Genomic DNA, 17,145 nt, shown 5'->3' on the forward strand with positions numbered 1-17,145 from the left:
CCCGAAGCGATCAGGGGTCAATCGCCAGCCGGTGTGCGGCGGCGATCAATGCGGTGTCGTTGGGCTCGGCGGCGATTGCGACCCGGTCCCATCCGCGCCCGTCGGCGTCGGCGGCGCGGGCGCTGATCGCCGCGATCCGCACGCAATTGCGCGCGATGCCGTGTGCATCGAGCTGGGCCGCGAGCTGACGGGTTGCGCGCGCCGAATGGACAAGCGCGACGCTGCCCGGCAACCGCATCGCGGCGTCACGGGTCAGATCGACCCCCTCATTGGCATAGACCGGGATGACCGCGCGGATCGCCGGATGCTCGATCGTCATCCGGTCGCGCCCGGACAGCCACAATACCCGCTGGCACATCGGCTGGCGTGCCAACAAGGCGGCGACGCCCCGACTGCCGCATTCGACGACGCGAAGCCCGGCGTGCTCCGCAGCGCGCCCGGTCTGCGGCCCCACCGCCAGCACCGGCAGCCGAGCGAGCATGGTGAGTCCGTCACCGGCGTAACGCGCTGCATTGGCGCTGGTCAGCAACAGCGCGCCGAATTCGGCAGGGTCGGGCGGCGTCCAGTCAAGCGGGACCACCTTGAACAGCGGCACCAGCAACGGGTCGAGCCCGACGTCGCGCACCCGACTCGCGGTGGCGTCGCTGCCCGGCGCGGGGCGCAAGATGGCGATCGGTCGCGTCAATGCCCGAACATGCGGCGCAGTTGGGGCGAGGCGCGACCGAGCAGTGCCTGCGCGAGCGCGACGGCCTCCTGGGCCGTGCCGTGAAGGCTGCGGCGCTCGACCCCGACATGCTCGGACCCGTCCGCATTCAGGATTTCGGCGCGAAGACGCAGCCCGTCCTCCTCGAGTGTCGCAAGCGCGGCGATCGGCGAGTGGCAATCGCCGCCGAGCGCGGCGAGCAGGGCACGCTCGGCCCAGACACAGCGTTCGGTGGCGGCGTCGCCGATCGCCGCGACCTGGCTGCGGGTCGCGGCGTCCTCGGCGCGCACCTCGATCCCGACTGCGCCCTGCGACGGGGCGGGGAGCAGCAGATCGACGTCGATCGCCACACCGATATCGGCATAGCCCAGCCGTTCGAGGCCCGCTGCGGCGAGCAGCGTCGCGTCCGCCTCGCCCGCGGCGACCTTGGCACGGCGTGTGTCGACATTGCCGCGCAAGGGAACGATGGCGAGATCGGGGCGCAGGCGACGCAACTGCGCCGCGCGACGCGGCGAGCTCGTACCGATGCGCGCGCCATGCGGCAGCGCGTCGATCGATGCCGCGCCGATCAGCCGGTCGCGGACATCGGCGCGCGGGAGCATCGCCGCGACCGCGATCGTGTCGGGCCGGATCGTTTCGACATCCTTCATCGAATGCACCGCAAGGTCGATCGCGCGGTCGAGCAGCGCCCGGTCCAGTTCCTTGGTCCACAACGCCTTGCCGCCGATCTCGGCGAGCGGGCGGTCCTGCACTCTGTCGCCGGTGGTGCGGATCGGTACGATCTCGATCGCGTCGGGCGACCAGCCATGCGCTGCGAGCAGCGCGTCGCGGACCATATTGGCCTGAATGAGAGCGAGCGGCGACGCGCGGGTACCGAGACGGAGAAGCATGTGCGCCGTCTAGCGAAGCGTTTCGGCGATGTCGAAGGGGTCAGACGATCTCGAACAACCCTGCCGCGCCCATGCCGCCCGCGGTGCACATCGACACCACGACCCAGCGCACGCCGCGCTTGCGCCCTTCGATCAGCGCATGGCCGACCAGCCGCGCGCCGGTCATCCCGAACGGATGGCCGATCGCGATCGCGCCGCCGTTCACATTATACTTCTCGGGGTCGATGCCGAGAGTGTCGCGGCAATAGAGGCACTGGCTGGCGAACGCTTCGTTAAGCTCCCACAGCCCGATATCGGCGACCGACAGCCCCGCGCGGTCGAGCAGCTTCGGGATCGCGAACACCGGGCCGATGCCCATTTCGTCGGGGCCGCATCCCGCCGCCTGAAAGCCGCGATAGATGCCGAGGATCTCCTTGCCCTCGGCCTGGGCGGTGGCGCGATCCATCACGATCTGCGCCGCCGCGCCGTCCGACAGCTGGCTGGCATTGCCGGCGGTGATGTGGCGCCCCTCCTTGATGACCTGCCCGTCCTTCCACACGGTCTTGAGTCCGGCGAGCGCTTCGGCGGTGGTGCCGGGGCGGATACCCTCGTCCTGCGTCACCGTGACCGTCTCGGTCCCGGTGCGGTTGCCTTCCTTGTCGAACAGCGCTTTCTCGACCGTTACGGCAACGATCTCCTCGGCAAAGGCACCATTGGCGAGGCCCGCCTCGGCGCGCTGCTGGCTCTGTGCGGCATAGGCGTCCTGCGCCGCGCGGCTGATGCCATAGCGTTCGGCGACGATCTCGGCGGTCTCGATCATCGGCATATAGGCATGCGGCTCGTTGGCGAGGACCGACTTGTTCGCGAAGCGCGGCGCATCCTTGGTCACCGTCAAGCTGATCGATTCCATGCCGCCGGAGAGCGCGACGTCGATGTCCCCCGCGATGATCGAGCGCGCGGCGAGGGCGAGGGCAGTGAGGCCCGATCCGCATTTGCGGTCGAGCGTGAAGGCGGGAACGCTTTGCGGCAGCCCGGCGGCGAACACCGCCATGCGCCCGGCATTGCCGCCCTGGGTACCCCATTGGTTGCCGACGCCCCAAAAGATGTCATCGATCCGTGCCGGGTCGATCCCCGCGCGTTCGACCGCTGCGTTCATCACATGGCCGGCGAGGACCGGTGCTTCGGTCGCGTTGAACGCGCCGCGATAGGCCTTGCCGATGCCCGTCCGGGCGGTGGAGACGATCGCGGCTTCGCGCATGGACATCCTCTCATTCGTATATCGGGTATGGCGATCCTTTATCGTGAGGGGCGATCAATTGGAAGTATCAGTCGGTGAATTTCGGCGTGCGCTTCTGCATGTTTGCCATCACTGCCTCCATCTGGTTGGGCGAGCGGAGCAGCTTTGCCTGTTCGGCGCTCTCGGCGGCGAGGATCGGGCCAGCGCTGGCGTCAGCGGACAGGTTGGCGAGGCGTTTGGCGGCGCGGATCGCGTCAGGGTTGCGCGCGGCGATCGCGGCAGCGATGTCCATCGCTGCGGCATAGGGCGCGTCGGAGATGTGGGTGACGAAGCCCAGCGCCAGTGCCTCCTCGGCAAGGAATTCGCGCGCGGTATAGGTCAGCTCGCGCAGCACATCGTCGCGCACCGTCGTCCGCCACAGCGCGAATCCGGCCATGTCGGGGACGATCCCCCACTTCATCTCCATGATCGAGCAGCGCGTATCCGGTGCCATGACGCGGATATCGGCCCCGGACAGGATCTGAAATCCGCCGCCGAACGCGACGCCGTGCGCCGCCGCGATGACGGGGACGGGCAGGTTGCGCCAGCCCCAGGCGACCTGCTGGAACAGATTGGCCTCGCCATGGCTGCGCGCATGGATGTCGAGCCCGGTGCCACCGCCTGCCATGCTCGCCATGTCGAGCCCGGCGCAGAAGGCGTTGCCTTCGCCTGACAGCACTACCGCACGCAGCCCCGGCGTCGCGGCCAGCTGGTCGATTGCGCCCGCAATCCCGGCGAACATTGCCGGGTCGAGCGCGTTCATCTTGTCGGGCCGGGCCAGCCGGACGTCGGCGATGCCATTGGCGATGTCGATGGTCACGCGCTGTTCGGTCATATCCGCTCCATTCGGCTTTGCTTGACGCGGACGTTAACCAGCAACGAGGCGATAGCCTAGCCCCTTGCAGCTCTGGACCATTGCCGTCGGGAAGGGCCGGTCGAGCTTGGCGCGCAGGTTTGAGACGTGCACCGCGACGACATTGGTGCCGGGGTCGAAGTGCAGATTCCAGACGCCTTCGAGCAGCTCGGCGCGGGTGACGAAGCGGCCGGAGTGCTCGGCGAGGTAGCGGAGCAGTGCGAATTCGCGCGGGACCAGCCTGATGCGGCTGCCCGATCGGATGACGGTGCGCGTGACCGGATCGAGTGTCAGCGCACCGACACTGAGCGGGATGGCGGCATGTCGGCGCACGCGGAGGTCGACTCGCGCGGCCAGCTCGTCGGGATCGACCGGCACCGCGACGGCGTCGGACGCGCCCGCATCGAGTGCGGCGATCAGCGCCGCGCTGTTGCTGGCGAGTGCGATGCGCGGGACCGATCCTGCCGCGATCGCCTGTCCGGTCCGCCACCGGCACAGGATTGCTGCGACATGCGATGCCGGATCGGGCACCGGGTCGCCGACCTCCAGCGCCCCGATCTTTAGAACATAGCCACGTGCGTGCATCGCGCGCTCAAGCTGCGGTATCTCGACTTCGGACAGAATCACCGGGGCCACCCGATGTTATTGCGCGGGCCGGCAGCACCCTGTCTGCCGAAGATGCATCCAAAACGGGGTGGTCGGGGACGGCGCGCGCGATCAGCGTCAGCGCCTCCGGATCGCCGGGCCGCGCCGACGCCAGCGCCGCAACTGCGGTGGCGCGCATCCGGGGATGCGGGTGACGCCGGGCAAGATGGTCGATCAGGTCGAGCCCGTTGCCGCCGCCGAGATGCGCGGCGATCGTCGCCAGCCCTTCGGAGGGGGCGGTGGTGAGCACTTCGGCGATTCCGCCAGTCGTCGGGTCGAAGCGATACTGGTCGATCCAGCGGTGCGATGGGTGGCTGCCCAAGATGTTGAGCGTCACCGAGAAGGCGTCGGGCGGCAGCTGCGCATGGACGTCGCGGCGCATGCGATAGAGCGCCAGCTGCCCTGGCTCGATCCGCCGTCGTCCGGTGAAGCGCATCGGGTCCTCGGGGCGATCGGGGTCGCGCTCCCAATAATCGCTCCAATAGCCCGGGCCGAGATAGCCATAGGTCAGGAACGGGAAATTGTGATCGTGCGCCATCCCATAGACGAACGGCGCGGTCCCGCTCGCCTGGAGGATGCCATCGTCATGTGAGGGCCAAAAATTGGCGCGCAGCACGAAGCGGGCATTGGGCGGGCGCAGCAGGAAAACCTGCGCACCATAGCCATTGGCGGCGCTCTGCCCGGCGCAGCGCTGCTTGAGTTCGGCGATGGCGAGATCGGCGAGGAAGGCGCGATTGCGCCCCAGCCGGGCGAGCAGCGGGCCGAGCGCCGCGAAGCTTTCCTCGTCATGCGGATCGAAGGGTGTCGTCTCCAGCGCGTCGACCAGTTCGTCGAGTGTCATCGGGCCGCCCGGACCCGGATCGATGATCCTGGTCATGCCGCGATCCGTGCGTCCAGCCGCTGGAGCGTCTGGGCGGCGGCGCTGCGTACCCCGGGATCGGGGTCACTCGCCGCCATCTCCGCGAGCCGGGGCCGCGCCGCGCGTGCGTCGAGCATCAGCCATTCGCGCATCGCCGCCCAGCGCAGGTGAAACGCAGAGTCGCGGCTGATCGCGTCGAAACTGTCGGCCGCGTCGCTCCGCCCGCTGGCGCGCAGCAGCGCGAGCAGTAGTTCGGCGCGCGAGGCGCGGTCGTCGGCGGTGGCGCTGCGGACGTGGTGGCCATCGCTGGTCGAAAATTCGTGCATCAGCGCGTCGGCTCCCGGCTTGGCGGTTGCGGTGATCGCGACGACATCGCGCGGCGCGGCGACGATCAGCCGCCCCTCGCGCCCCCCGTCGAGTGCGATCAGTTCGCCATCGCGAAGGTGAAGTGGTGCGACCTCGACACAGCGGTGCGGCGCGTCGTCGGCCAGCCGCCATCGCCGCATTTGCGCCCCGTCGGCACGGACATAGCGGGTGAGCGCGCGACGGCCCGACAGCACTACCGTCGCGGGAAGCGCTAGCTGCGCCAACGCTGCGGCGGAGGTGACGCTGGCGGTCAGCGTCACTTCGGGCAGGTCGGCGAGGACAACCGCCGTGCGCAGGACATCGCGGGTGAAACGCAGCGCCGGATCAAACCACGGATCGGTGCGCAAGTGGTCGACCAATGGCGCGATCAGATCGGCGATCCACACATGGTCGGCGAGCAATGCACGCGCCGCCGCCAGCACCGCGTCGGCATCCGCAAGACCCGCAAAGCGCGGCGCGATTGCGAGTTGAACCGACTCTGCAAAGGCGGCGTTGGCGGCGGCGGTTGACACGTACGCGGCTTCAGCCTTCGTAAACGATGACGACGATGGCCACCATCATCTCGAAAATCTCGTCCCCGGCGACTTCGGAGGCGCGGATCGAGCCGTGCATCGCGACCTGGGTGCCAAGCGAAGCGATGTCGGACAGTGCGAGTGTCAGCATGGTCGGTCCCCCCATTGTTGGTAGGCCCAAGCTAGGCCGGTGCGGGCCTTGGGCTGAGTTAATTCCACTTTATGTTGCGGCGTGCCCCGGGTTGCGGCGAAGGCGCGCGCCAGCTAGCGCGCTGCCCATGACGGCACCGACGCCCTTCGACCCTGCAATGTTCTTCGCGCGCCGCGTCGGCGGACATGGCGATGCGCTGGGCATCCGCTATCGCGCGCATGGCACGGACTGGTGCGAGCTGGCGCTGCCCTTCGATTCGCGGCTGATCGGCGATGTCGAGCGCGGGGTGCTGGCGTCGGGGCCGATCATCACGTTGCTCGACATGGCGACCAGCGTCGCGGTGTGGATGAAGCGGGGCGGGTTCCTGCCGCATGCGACGCTCGACCTGCGCGTCGACTATCTGCGCCCGGCAGCGGCTGGGCAGACGGTGATCGGGCGGGGCGAATGTTATCGAATCACCCGATCGGTCGGCTTCGTGCGCGGCATCGCGCATGATGGCGATCCCAACGATCCGGTCGCGCATGTCGCCGGCACCTTCATGTTCATGGAAGCGTCGGCATGAGCTTCACCCTCCCGCCCTATGCCGAGACGATCGGTATTGTGATCGAGCCTGGCGACGGCGCGCCGGTGCTGGCGATGCCGTTCGGCAGCGGCGTGCTGGGGCGCCCCGGCTTCGTCCATGGCGGCGCGCTGTCGGGATTGCTGGAGATGGCGGCGATCGCAGCGCTCAAACACGCGCTGGCGGCGGACGGGCGCGGGCAGTCCCGGATCAAGCCGGTCAACGTCACCGTCGATTTCATGCGCGGCGGGCGTGAGAAGGTGACGCGCGCACAGGGCAAGGTCAGCCGTCTCGGCAACCGGGTCGCCAATGTCGAGGCGTTCGCGTGGCAGGATGATCCCGAGCGTCCGGTCGCGGCGGCGCGGATGAATTTCCTGATTAGTTCGGCACCAGCCTGAGCAGCCGACCGCTGCTCGAATCCTCCAGCACCCAGATCGCGCCGTCCGGCCCCTGTTCGACCTCACGGATGCGCGCGCCGAGCGGGATGCGCTGCATTTCGCTCGCGCTGGTCGGGGTGAAGCGCACGCGGACCAGTCCCTGACTGACCAGCCCTGCGATGATCGCGTCGCCCTGCCACGCGGCGAACAGGGTGCCCGAATACAGAATCATTCCGCCCGGCGCGATCACCGGGGTCCAGGACAGCAGGGGCGCGACATAGCCGTCGCCGGGTGCATGGTCCGGGATATTGCCCCCGCCATAGTCCTGGCCGTTGGAGACGTTCGGCCATCCGTAATTGCCGCCGCGCGTGATGAGGTTGAACTCGTCGCCGCCCTCGGGTCCCATCTCATGCTCCCACAGCCGGCCTGAGGCATCGAAGGCGAGGCCATAGGGGTTGCGGTGGCCGAGCGACCAGATTTCGGTCAGCGCCCCTGTGGTCGCGACGAAGGGATTGTCACTGGGGATGCTCCCATCGGCATTGATCCGAATGATCTTGCCCAATGTCTGCGCCATGTCCTGCGCCGGGCTGCCGCGCTGGCGCTCGCCCGCAGTGACATAGAGCGTGCCGTCGGGGGCAAAGGCCATGCGCCCGCCGAAATGGCCGCTGCCCGATACCTTGGGGGTCTGGCGCCAGATCGTGCTGGCCCCGGTCAGGCGCGGACCGCCCGCATCCTCGACCAAAGTTCCGCGCGCGACCGCAAGGCCCGACCCGCCGGTGCCCGATTCGGAGAAGCTCAGATAGACGAGCGCGTTGCTCGCAAAATTCGGGTGCAAGGCGACGTCGAGCAGGCCACCCTGGCCGCCCGCCGCGACCGCGGGAACGCCGCCTAGGGCTGCGGACGTGACCCCGGTCTGCGTCACGATACGCAACGTCCCGCCCTTTTCGGTCACCAGGGCGCGACCATCGGGCAGGAAGACCATTGCCCAGGGCGACGCGAACGTCGCGACCGCAGTCGTCCGGACCCCGGTGATCGGGGCGGGGCTGGGGCTGGGGCTGGGGCTGGGCGAGGGAGACGGCGAAGGGGAGGGCGACGCGGTCGGGCTGGGCGCCGGTGTCGATACGCCGCCGCCAACCCCACCCGAATCGCACGCGGCGAGGGCGAGCAAGGCGGCGCCGAACGCGACCCGGCGCCTGACGGTCATTTTGCCCCGCTCACTTTCGCGGGCGTCAGCTTGAGCAGCCGCCCTTCCGAGCCGCGCCCACCATCCTCAAGCAGCCAGATCGCGCCATCCGGGCCTTCCTCAACCTCGCGGATGCGCGCGCCCATCGGCCATTGGTCGCCCTTGACCGCGTTGGTGCCGCGGACATCGACGCGGACCAGCGCCTGGCTCGACAGGCCGCCGATGAACAGATCGCCCTTCCATTGGGGGAACATCTTGCCCGAATAGACGATCAGGCCGCCGGGGGAGATTGCCGGGTTCCATGAAACCTTGGGTGCCTCGAACTCCGGCCGGGTCTTGTGGTCGGGAATGTCGCGCCCGTCATAATGATCGCCGTCGGACACGATCGGATAGCCGTAGTTGCGGCCGGGCAGGATCAGATTGACCTCATCCCCGCCCTTCGGCCCCATTTCCTGCTCCCACAAATTGCCCTCCGCGTCGAAGGCGATGCCGAGCAGGTTGCGATGGCCATAGGACCAGACCGCCGGGTGAAACCCGCGCGCGGCAAGCCCCGCGTCGCCCGCCGGCTTTCCGTCGAGGGTCAGCCGCAGCATTTTGCCGAGCGTGGACTTCGGATCCTGCGACGGCTCGAACTTCTGACGTTCGCCATTGGCGAAGAACAGATGCTTGCCGTCCGGAGCGAAGGCGATGCGGCCCGAATAATGGCCATTGCCCTCGACATAGGGGGTCGCCTGAAACAGCCGCTCGACATTGGTCAGCGCAGGACTGGCACCATCGGCCAGAATCGCGCGGGCGAGCACCACGCCCTTGCCACCCTGCCCGGCCTCGGAGAAGCTGAAATAGACGCGCTTGCTGGTGGTGAAATCGGGGGCGAGGACGATGTCCTTGAATGCGCCCTGGCCGACGCTGTCCACCGTCGGAACGCCGCTGACTTCGGTCTTTGTCTGCCCGTCGGCGCTCAGCAGGATCAGCTTGCCGACCTTCTCGGTCACCAGCATCCGGCCATCGGGCAGGAAGGTCATCGCCCAAGGCGCGTCGAAGTCGGCGACCGGGGTCACGGTGAAGGGAAGGCCGTCGGTCGCGGCTGCCGCTTCCTGGCTGTTCCCCGGCTGGGCGCTTGTGCAGGCGATCAGGGTCAGCGAGATGGCAGCGATCGGTAACAGGCGCATGAATTCCTCCGGTGGTGAACGCGCAACGCATTGAGCGGCTGCTTGTTGCACGCGCGCGCCCGCGCGGCGAGACCTTTACGGCATGGCAACGGGTAGCGTGTCATGGAGTGGGCGAGTCAACGGAGACAAGCATGCACCCGCTCCGCCGCTTCCCGATCAAGGAGGCGCTGATTCTCCTGTATCTGGTCGCGGACTGGGGTGCCCTGGTCGAGCGGGTAGAGTCGCTCGGCCTGTCACTGTCCCTCATCAGCTATGTGGCGCTCTATGCGATGGTCGCTGCTGCGTTGTGGGTTGCGTCGCGGCTCGATGCGAACTGGTTGCGCTGGCTGGTCGCCCTTGCACTGTTCGCGGGCGCGGCGTTCATCGGCGCGAGCGAGCGCGCACTGGGCGACCATTTGACCTATGACGCATTCCTCAACCTGGCCGGATCGACCGGGTTTGCGGGCGATGCATTGGGCGAACATGGTACGCGGATTTTGGTCGGTGCACTCGTGGCGCTGCCGTTGTTGCCGGGGATCGGGTTGAGGCCGCGCTCTCCCGGCGCGCTTCGGCTGCGCTGGGCAGGCGTTCCGGCTGGTGCCTTCGCGATCCTGGTCGCGATCCTGTTCGTGCGCGGCGGAGACGGAGCGCGGGGTCTGCCCGGGGCGTTCACGCCGATCGCCTATTTCGCGCTTGCGACCGGTGAGGGGCTTGTGAGCGGCGGCCCCCGCCGCGCAGTGACGATGGCGCATCGACCGGTGCCGGCACGCGGCGACGTGGTGCTGATCGTGGATGAGAGCGTTGCCGCGCGCTATCTCGATTTCGTCGACCCCGCCGGGGTGCGCTCCGGCCTGCTGACTCCGCCATCCGGGATCGCGGTACACAATTTCGGCGTCGCGGCATCGGTGACCAACTGCTCGCTCGGCACCAACCTCACCCTGCGTCACGGCGGCACGCGCGCGGCCTATATGAAGCTCAATGCAACCGGCCCGGCGATCTGGGACTATGCGCGCAAGGCCGGCTTCGCGCCGGTCTATATCGATGCGCAGCGCACCGGCGGGGGGCTGCAGAACGGAATGGACGCGGCCGAACAGGCGCGCATCGCGACCTTCATCCAGTTCGACGATGTGCCCGTCGAGCAGCGCGACATCGCCGCGGCCGATCGCATTGCCGCGTTGCTGGCCAACGGTCGGCGCGAGTTCATCCTGGTCAACAAGGTCGGCGCGCATTTCCCCGTGCACGACCGATATCCCGACAGTCACGCGGTGCATCGCCCCGCGCTGCCACGCGGCGGGTTCCTGGGCATTGCCGATACCGGCAAGCGCGACGGGTTCGACGGTAGCGACGACCAGTGGCAGCTCTATCGCAACGCCTATCGCAATGCGCTGTTGTGGAAGGTCGGCGGCTTCTTTGACCGGCTGCTGGCACCCGGCTCGCTGCAGGGCGCGACGGTGATCTATACCGCCGATCACGGCCAGGATTTGAACGAGCGTGGTGGATCGGGCGTGCACACCCATTGCAGCACCGACCCCGTGCCCGAAGAGGGCGCGGTGCCGCTGGCGGTGCTGACCGATGCGGACGCAACAGGCATGTGGCCCGCCGCTGCTGCGCTGAACCGCAATCGGGCGAGCCATTACCAGTTGTTTCCGACGCTGCTGCGCCTGATGGGCTATGCTCCCGATGCGGTGCGCGCGGCCTATGGCGAATCGCTCGATGCGAAGCTGATCGACGAGATGCGCTTCAACAGTCGCTTTCACGCCCGCCTCGGCCGCAAGCCCGAATGGCGACGGATCGACGTCGCGGCGCTCGCCCGACCGCCCAAGAGCGACGGCGCGCAAAGAGTCGCCTCCCGCTGACTCGAAATCCTTGCCGTTCGCACAGCATGGCTCTATAGAGGAACCGTTCTCGACATTGGAAACCTTGCCGAGGTCGGGCCCACAGGGTCCGGCGGCGATGGGGTGTTTCCGACGTATTTGGAGTTTTCGCGTGGCCGACCTGGCTGTCCTGACCGCAATCATCGAGCCCGAGGCGCGTGCGCTCGGCTTCGACCTGGTGCGCGTCAAGCTGTTCGGCGGCGAGGGCGATCGCACGCTGCAGGTGATGGCCGAGCGGCCCGACACCCGCCAGCTGAACATCGACGATTGCGCCGACCTGTCGCGCCGCATCTCCGACCAGCTCGACGCGCTTGAAGAGGCCGGCCGCGACCCGATCCCCGAAGCCTATCGGCTCGAGGTCAGCTCGCCCGGTATCGATCGGCCGCTGACCCGGCTCAAGGATTTCGCGGACTGGCAGGGGCATGAGGCGCGCATCACGCTCACCGAGAAGATCGACGGGCGCAAACAATATAAGGGCGACCTGGCCGGGGTGGAGGGCGAGTCGATCGCGATCACCGACGGGCACGGGCTGACCCACAACATCGCCTTCGCGACCATCGAGGACGCGAAGCTGATGATTACCGACCGGCTGATTGCCGCAACCAAGCCGCTCTCGACCGAGGGCGCGGACGAATTCGAAGCAGAGGAACAGGACTGATGGCCACCGCCATTTCCGCCAACAAGGCCGAGCTGATTGCCATCGCCAATTCGGTGGCGAGCGAGAAGATGATCGACAAGGCGATCGTCATCGAGGCGATGGAGGACGCGATCGAGCGCGCCGCCAAGAACCGCTATGGCGTCGAGAACGACATCCGCGCCAAGCTGGACCCGATGACCGGCGACCTGCGCCTGTGGCGCGTGGTCGAGGTGGTCGAGGCGGTCGATGACTATTTCAAGCAGGTCGACCTCAAGGGCGCACAGAAGCTGCAGAAGGACGCCAAGGTCGGCGACTTCATCGTCGATCCGCTGCCTCCGATCGAATTTGGCCGCATCCAGGCGCAGGCATCGAAGCAGATCATCTTCCAGAAGGTCCGCGACGCCGAGCGCGAGCGCCAGTATGAAGAGTTCAAGGACCGCCAGGGCGAAATCATCACCGGCGTCGTCAAGCGCGTCGAGTTCGGCCATGTCGTCGTCGATCTGGGCCGCGCCGAGGGCGTGATCCGCCGCGACGCGCAGATTCCGCGCGAAGTGGTGCGCGTCGGCGACCGCGTCCGCAGCCTGATCCTGAAGGTCGTGCGCGAGACGCGCGGCCCGCAGATCTTCCTCAGCCGCGCGCATCCCGACTTCATGAAGAAGCTGTTCGCGCAGGAAGTCCCCGAAATCTATGACGGGATCATCGAGATCAAGGCCGCCGCCCGCGACCCGGGTTCGCGCGCCAAGATCGGCGTGATCTCGCATGACTCCTCGATCGACCCGGTCGGCGCGTGCGTCGGCATGAAGGGCAGCCGCGTGCAGGCGGTCGTGCAGGAGATGCAGGGCGAGAAGATCGACATCATCCCCTGGTCGCCCGATACCGCGACCTTCGTCGTCAACGCGCTGCAGCCGGCCAATGTCGCGCGCGTCGTCATCGACGAAGAGGATGACCGCATCGAAGTGGTCGTCCCCGACGACATGCTCAGCCTTGCCATCGGCCGTCGCGGCCAGAATGTCCGCCTCGCCAGCCAGCTGACCGGCAAGGCCATCGACATCCTGACCGAGACCGATTCGAGCGAGAAGCGCCAGCAGGAATTCGTCGCGAACAGCGAGATGTTCCAGAACGAGCTGGACGTCGACGAGACGCTGGCACAGCTGCTGGTCGCCGAGGGCTTCAGCCAGCTCGAGGAAGTCGCCTATGTCGAGATCGACGAGCTGGCGAGCATCGAAGGGTTCGACGACGACCTCGCGCAGGAGCTGCAGAGTCGTGCGGCCGAGGCGCTGGAGCGGCGCGAGGAAGCCAATCGCGAAGCCCGCCGCGCGCTGGGCGTCGAGGACGATCTGGCGACCATGCCCTATCTGACCGAAGCGATGCTGGTCACGCTGGGCAAGGCCGGGATCAAGACGCTCGACGACCTCGCCGATCTCGCCACCGACGAGCTGGTCGCCAAGAAGCGCGCCGAACCCCGCCGCCGTGGCGACGGTCCCGCCGCCCCGCAGCGCGAAATGCGCGAGCAGGACAAGGGCGGCGTGCTCGGCGAGTACGGCTTGACCGACGAGCAGGGCAACGAGATCATCATGGCCGCCCGCGCACACTGGTTCGCGGATGAAGAACCGGCTTCGGCCGGCGAGGAGGACGCAATTGCGGACTCCGAGCAATGAGCGCCCGGCTGAACTGACGGACGGTCAGCGTGCGGATGGGGGTCCCATCCGCACCTGTATCCTCTCGCGCGAAGGGCAACCTCGCGACGGGCTGATCCGGCTTGCCGTGTCGCCCGATGGCGATGTGCTGCCCGATGTCCGCGCCAAGGCACCCGGTCGCGGTGCGTGGATAGGCGTGACCCGCGCCGAGCTTGACGCCAGCGGCAAGCAGCTGCGCGGTGCTCTGGCGCGGGCGTTCAAGACGAGCGACCTCAATATTCCCGACGATCTCGGCGCGCGCATTGTGGCGCAGCTCGAGCGCGCATTTCTCGATCGGCTGGGACTGGAAGCCAAGGCTGGTCACGTGGTGATCGGCGGCGAGCGGATCGAGAAAGCGGGCCGCATGGGCAAGCTTCATCTGCTGTTCCATGCGTCCGACGCGGGCGCGGACGGGTCGCGCAAGCTCGATCAGGCATTGCGGGTCGGCTCCGACCGCGAGGGTTCGGGCGACACGGGGTTCACATTGCCGTTTCCGCGCACCATATTGTCCTTGGCGCTTGGCCGCGAAAATGTGGTACATGCTGGCCTGACCGACCCCAGAGCGGCGGGGCGGGTGCGCGATGCACTCGACCGTCTGCTCCATTTTATCGGACCCGACCCGGCCCCATAGCCTTGCGAAACCCACTCGCAAGGCGCATCGGGCCTTGCGGCGATCCGACGAACGACGAAGAAAAGCAGGAACAGAAACTTGAGCGATACCGAAAACGAAAAGCCGAAACTCGGAATGCGCCAGCCGCTGGGGCTGAAGCGCACGGTCGAGACCGGCAAGGTGAAGCAGAGCTTCAGCCACGGACGCTCGAACACCGTTGTGGTCGAGGTCAAGCGCCGCCGCATGCTGGGTCCACAGACGGGTGCCCCGGTTGAAGAGGCTGCGCCGCCCCCGCCGCCGCCGGTTGCCGCCCCGCCGCCGCCGGCCCCTGCGCCGCGCTCCGCCGCGCCCGCAGGCGAGACCGCCCAGGAGCGTCAGGCTCGCCTTCTGCGCGAGGCTGAAGACCAGCGCATGCAGGCCAATGAGGAAGCGCGTCGCCGCGAAGAGCGCGAGCGTGCCGAAGCGGCTGAGGCAGAGCAGCGCCGGATCGAGGAAAAGGCGCGCGCCGAAGCCGAAGCGGCGGCGGCACCCAAGGTCGAGCCGCAGGCCGAGCCCGTCGTCGAGGCCCGTCCTGAGCCGGTTGCACCTGCTGCGCCGCCCACGCCAGCCGCACCGCCGGCCCCCGAGCCGGTCGCGCTGCAGCTCGACCCCAGCCGTCCCGCGCCCCGCCGGTTCACGCCGGTGCAGCGTCCAGAAATCCCGCGCCCCGCGCCGGCCAAGCCCGAACCGGCGGCGGCACCCGCTCCCGCAGCTGTCGCCCCGGCGAGCAGTGGTGGCGGTGCAGCGGCTCCGCGCAGCGCCAATCTAGGCCCGAACCGCGCACCGGCGCGTGCGCCCGAGCCACAGCGTCCGCAACAGCGTGACCGCAAGGGCGACGAGCGTCGCGGCGGCAAACTGACCGTCAACCGCGCACTGGGCGGCGACGATGGCGCGCGCGCGCGCAGCCTCGCCGCGCTCAAGCGGGCGCGTGACAAGGAACGTCGCCACTCCGGCCCGCGCGAGCCGCAGGCCAAGCAGGTCCGCGACGTCCAGGTGCCGGACGCGATCACCGTTTCCGAACTCGCCAACCGCATGGCCGAAAAGGGCGCGGACCTGGTCAAGGCGCTGTTCAAGATGGGCATGCCCGTCACGCTGACCCAGACGATCGACCAGGACACCGCCGAGCTGCTGGTGACCGAATTCGGCCACAACATCGTCCGCGTCTCCGATTCCGACATCGACCTTGCCGTCGACACGGTCGAGGATGCCGAGGAGTCGCTGAAGCCGCGTCCGCCGGTGGTGACGATCATGGGCCATGTCGATCACGGCAAGACCAGCCTGCTCGACGCGCTGCGCGGCACCGATGTGGTGCGCGGCGAGGCCGGTGGCATCACCCAGCATATCGGTGCGTATCAGGTGACGCTGAAGGACAAGTCGAAGATCACCTTCCTCGACACTCCGGGTCACGAGGCGTTTTCGGAGATGCGCGCGCGCGGCGCGAACGTCACCGACATCGTCGTGCTGGTGGTCGCCGCCGATGACGGGCTGATGCCGCAGACGATCGAGGCGATCAATCACACCAAGGCGGCGGGCGTTCCGATGATCGTCGCGATCAACAAGATCGACAAGCCCGAGGCCAATGCCCAGCGCGTGCGCGAGCGCCTGCTGGAGCATGACATCCAGGTCGAGGCGATGGGCGGCGAGACCCAGGATGTCGAGGTTTCGGCGAAGGAAAAGACCGGCCTGGACGAGCTAGTCGAGAAGATTCAGCTCCAGGCCGAACTGATGGAACTGAAGGCCAATCCCGATCGCGCTGCCGAGGGCAATGTGGTCGAGGCGAAGCTGGACAAGGGTCGCGGCCCGGTCGCGACGATCCTCGTCACCCGCGGCACGCTCAAGGTCGGCGACGTGTTCGTCGTCGGCGCGGAGAGCGGCAAGGTTCGTGCGCTGATCGACGACAAGGGTCGCCAGATCAAGGAAGCGGGCCCGTCGATGCCGGTCGAGATCCTCGGCCTGTCGGGCGTGCCGATGGCGGGCGACCTGCTCCAGGTGGTCGAGAACGAAGCGCGCGCCCGTGAGGTCGCCGCCTATCGCGCCAGCGTCATCCAGAACAAGCGCACCACCAACACCCCCGCCAGCCTCGAGAGCATGTTCAGCGCGCTCAAGGAAAAGCAGGCGATGGAATATCCGCTGGTCGTCAAGGCGGATACCCAGGGCACGGTCGAGGCGATCGTCGCGGCGATCAACAAGATCAGCACCGACGACATCAAGGCGCGCGTGCTGCACGCCGGGGTGGGCGGCATCACCGAGAGCGACGTCAACGCGGCTGCGGCCTCGGGCGCGCCGATCATCGGCTTCAACGTCCGTCCGAACGCCAAGGCGCGCGAGATCGCCGACCGCCACAAGGTCGCGTTCAAATATTATGACGTGATCTACGAACTCACCGACGAGATCCGCGCCGGCATGGCCGGGCAGCTCGGCCCGGAAGCGTTCGAAACCGTGGTCGGCCGTGCCGAAATCCGCGAGGTCTTCTCGGCGGGCAAGCATGGCAAGGCGGCCGGTCTGCTGGTCACCGACGGCGCGATCCGCAAGGCGCTCAAGGCCCGCATCACGCGCGACGACGTCATCATCTATCAGGGCGAGATCGCGTCACTGCGCCGCTTCAAGGACGATGTCGCCGAAGTCCGCGCGGGTCTGGAATGCGGTGTGACGTTCACGCAGAACTTCACCGACATCAAGCCGGGCGACTATCTCGAAACGTTCGAGGTCGAGCTGCGCGAACGGACGCTGTAATCAAATTGCCCTCTCCCCTTCAGGGGAGAGGGTTGGGAGAGGGGCCTGTCCCTTAGCCGGACGGCGGCAGTCTCG

At 67.9% G+C, this 17,145-nt stretch carries 17 protein-coding genes; 7 read left to right on the forward strand and 10 right to left on the reverse strand.

The window, feature by feature from the left end; all coding sequences use genetic code 11:
* Nucleotides 1-10: 10 nt before the first annotated feature.
* From LRS12_RS06910 to LRS12_RS06945, 8 genes are all read right to left on the reverse strand, one after another.
* Nucleotides 11-685, reverse strand: coding sequence for a uroporphyrinogen-III synthase (locus tag LRS12_RS06910; protein WP_257843912.1), 675 nt, complete (start codon nt 683-685; stop codon nt 11-13).
* A complete protein-coding gene (gene hemC / locus LRS12_RS06915) occupies nt 682-1,593 on the reverse strand; it encodes a hydroxymethylbilane synthase (protein WP_257843913.1) in 912 nt (303 codons plus the stop codon). The genes LRS12_RS06910 and hemC overlap by 4 nt, the downstream gene beginning before the upstream one ends.
* A gap of 40 nt (nt 1,594-1,633) precedes the next feature.
* On the reverse strand, nt 1,634-2,830 hold the full coding sequence (locus LRS12_RS06920) for an acetyl-CoA C-acyltransferase (RefSeq protein WP_257843914.1): 1,197 nt from the start codon (nt 2,828-2,830) through the stop codon (nt 1,634-1,636).
* Nucleotides 2,831-2,897: 67 nt separating this feature from the next.
* Nucleotides 2,898-3,683 carry a crotonase/enoyl-CoA hydratase family protein gene (locus LRS12_RS06925; protein WP_257843915.1) on the reverse strand — a complete coding sequence of 262 codons (786 nt, stop codon included), beginning with the start codon at nt 3,681-3,683 and terminating at the stop codon, nt 2,898-2,900.
* A gap of 33 nt (nt 3,684-3,716) precedes the next feature.
* Entirely contained in the window at nt 3,717-4,328 is a 612-nt protein-coding gene (locus LRS12_RS06930) for a response regulator transcription factor (RefSeq protein ID WP_257843916.1), read from the reverse strand.
* Nucleotides 4,294-5,223, reverse strand: coding sequence for a transposase (locus LRS12_RS06935; protein WP_257843917.1), 930 nt, complete (start codon nt 5,221-5,223; stop codon nt 4,294-4,296). Before LRS12_RS06935 ends, LRS12_RS06930 begins: the two co-directional genes overlap by 35 nt.
* Nucleotides 5,220-6,083, reverse strand: a complete 864-nt coding sequence (locus tag LRS12_RS06940) for a hypothetical protein (RefSeq protein WP_257843918.1) — start codon at nt 6,081-6,083, stop codon at nt 5,220-5,222. The genes LRS12_RS06935 and LRS12_RS06940 overlap by 4 nt, the downstream gene beginning before the upstream one ends.
* Before the next feature lie 10 nt (nt 6,084-6,093).
* Complete coding sequence (locus LRS12_RS06945; RefSeq protein WP_257843919.1) at nt 6,094-6,234, reverse strand: hypothetical protein; 141 nt, start codon at nt 6,232-6,234, stop codon at nt 6,094-6,096.
* A 127-nt stretch (nt 6,235-6,361) separates the two neighbouring features.
* Between LRS12_RS06945 and LRS12_RS06950 the strand changes: the two genes are divergently transcribed.
* On the forward strand, nt 6,362-6,796 hold the full coding sequence (locus tag LRS12_RS06950) for a PaaI family thioesterase (protein WP_257843921.1): 435 nt from the start codon (nt 6,362-6,364) through the stop codon (nt 6,794-6,796).
* Entirely contained in the window at nt 6,793-7,191 is a 399-nt protein-coding gene (locus LRS12_RS06955) for a PaaI family thioesterase (RefSeq protein WP_257843922.1), read from the forward strand. Before LRS12_RS06950 ends, LRS12_RS06955 begins: the two co-directional genes overlap by 4 nt.
* Here the strand turns inward: LRS12_RS06955 and LRS12_RS06960 are convergent.
* Both LRS12_RS06960 and LRS12_RS06965 read right to left on the reverse strand, forming a co-directional pair.
* On the reverse strand, nt 7,172-8,374 hold the full coding sequence (locus LRS12_RS06960; protein ID WP_257843923.1) for a PQQ-dependent sugar dehydrogenase: 1,203 nt from the start codon (nt 8,372-8,374) through the stop codon (nt 7,172-7,174). The two genes, LRS12_RS06955 and LRS12_RS06960, sit on opposite strands and share 20 nt — an antisense overlap.
* Entirely contained in the window at nt 8,371-9,522 is a 1,152-nt protein-coding gene (locus LRS12_RS06965; RefSeq protein ID WP_257843924.1) for a PQQ-dependent sugar dehydrogenase, read from the reverse strand. The genes LRS12_RS06960 and LRS12_RS06965 overlap by 4 nt, the downstream gene beginning before the upstream one ends.
* Nucleotides 9,523-9,653: 131 nt before the next feature.
* Here LRS12_RS06965 and LRS12_RS06970 point away from each other — a divergent pair, with 131 nt between their 5' ends.
* From LRS12_RS06970 to infB, 5 genes are all read left to right on the forward strand, one after another.
* Nucleotides 9,654-11,357 (forward strand): sulfatase-like hydrolase/transferase, encoded by a 1,704-nt coding sequence (locus LRS12_RS06970; protein WP_257843925.1) that lies wholly within the window; start codon nt 9,654-9,656, stop codon nt 11,355-11,357.
* A 130-nt stretch (nt 11,358-11,487) separates the two neighbouring features.
* Nucleotides 11,488-12,033 carry a ribosome maturation protein RimP gene (gene rimP, locus LRS12_RS06975; protein ID WP_257843926.1) on the forward strand — a complete coding sequence of 182 codons (546 nt, stop codon included), beginning with the start codon at nt 11,488-11,490 and terminating at the stop codon, nt 12,031-12,033.
* On the forward strand, nt 12,033-13,670 hold the full coding sequence (gene nusA / locus LRS12_RS06980; RefSeq protein WP_257843927.1) for a transcription termination factor NusA: 1,638 nt from the start codon (nt 12,033-12,035) through the stop codon (nt 13,668-13,670). The genes rimP and nusA overlap by 1 nt, the downstream gene beginning before the upstream one ends.
* On the forward strand, nt 13,651-14,319 hold the full coding sequence (locus tag LRS12_RS06985) for a DUF448 domain-containing protein (protein ID WP_260481593.1): 669 nt from the start codon (nt 13,651-13,653) through the stop codon (nt 14,317-14,319). The genes nusA and LRS12_RS06985 overlap by 20 nt, the downstream gene beginning before the upstream one ends.
* A gap of 78 nt (nt 14,320-14,397) precedes the next feature.
* Entirely contained in the window at nt 14,398-17,070 is a 2,673-nt protein-coding gene (gene infB, locus LRS12_RS06990; protein ID WP_257843928.1) for a translation initiation factor IF-2, read from the forward strand.
* Nucleotides 17,071-17,145: the final 75 nt, after the last annotated feature.

It is taken from the genome of Sphingomonas sp. J344 (assembly GCF_024700005.1).
Lineage (GTDB): Bacteria > Pseudomonadota > Alphaproteobacteria > Sphingomonadales > Sphingomonadaceae > Sphingomonas.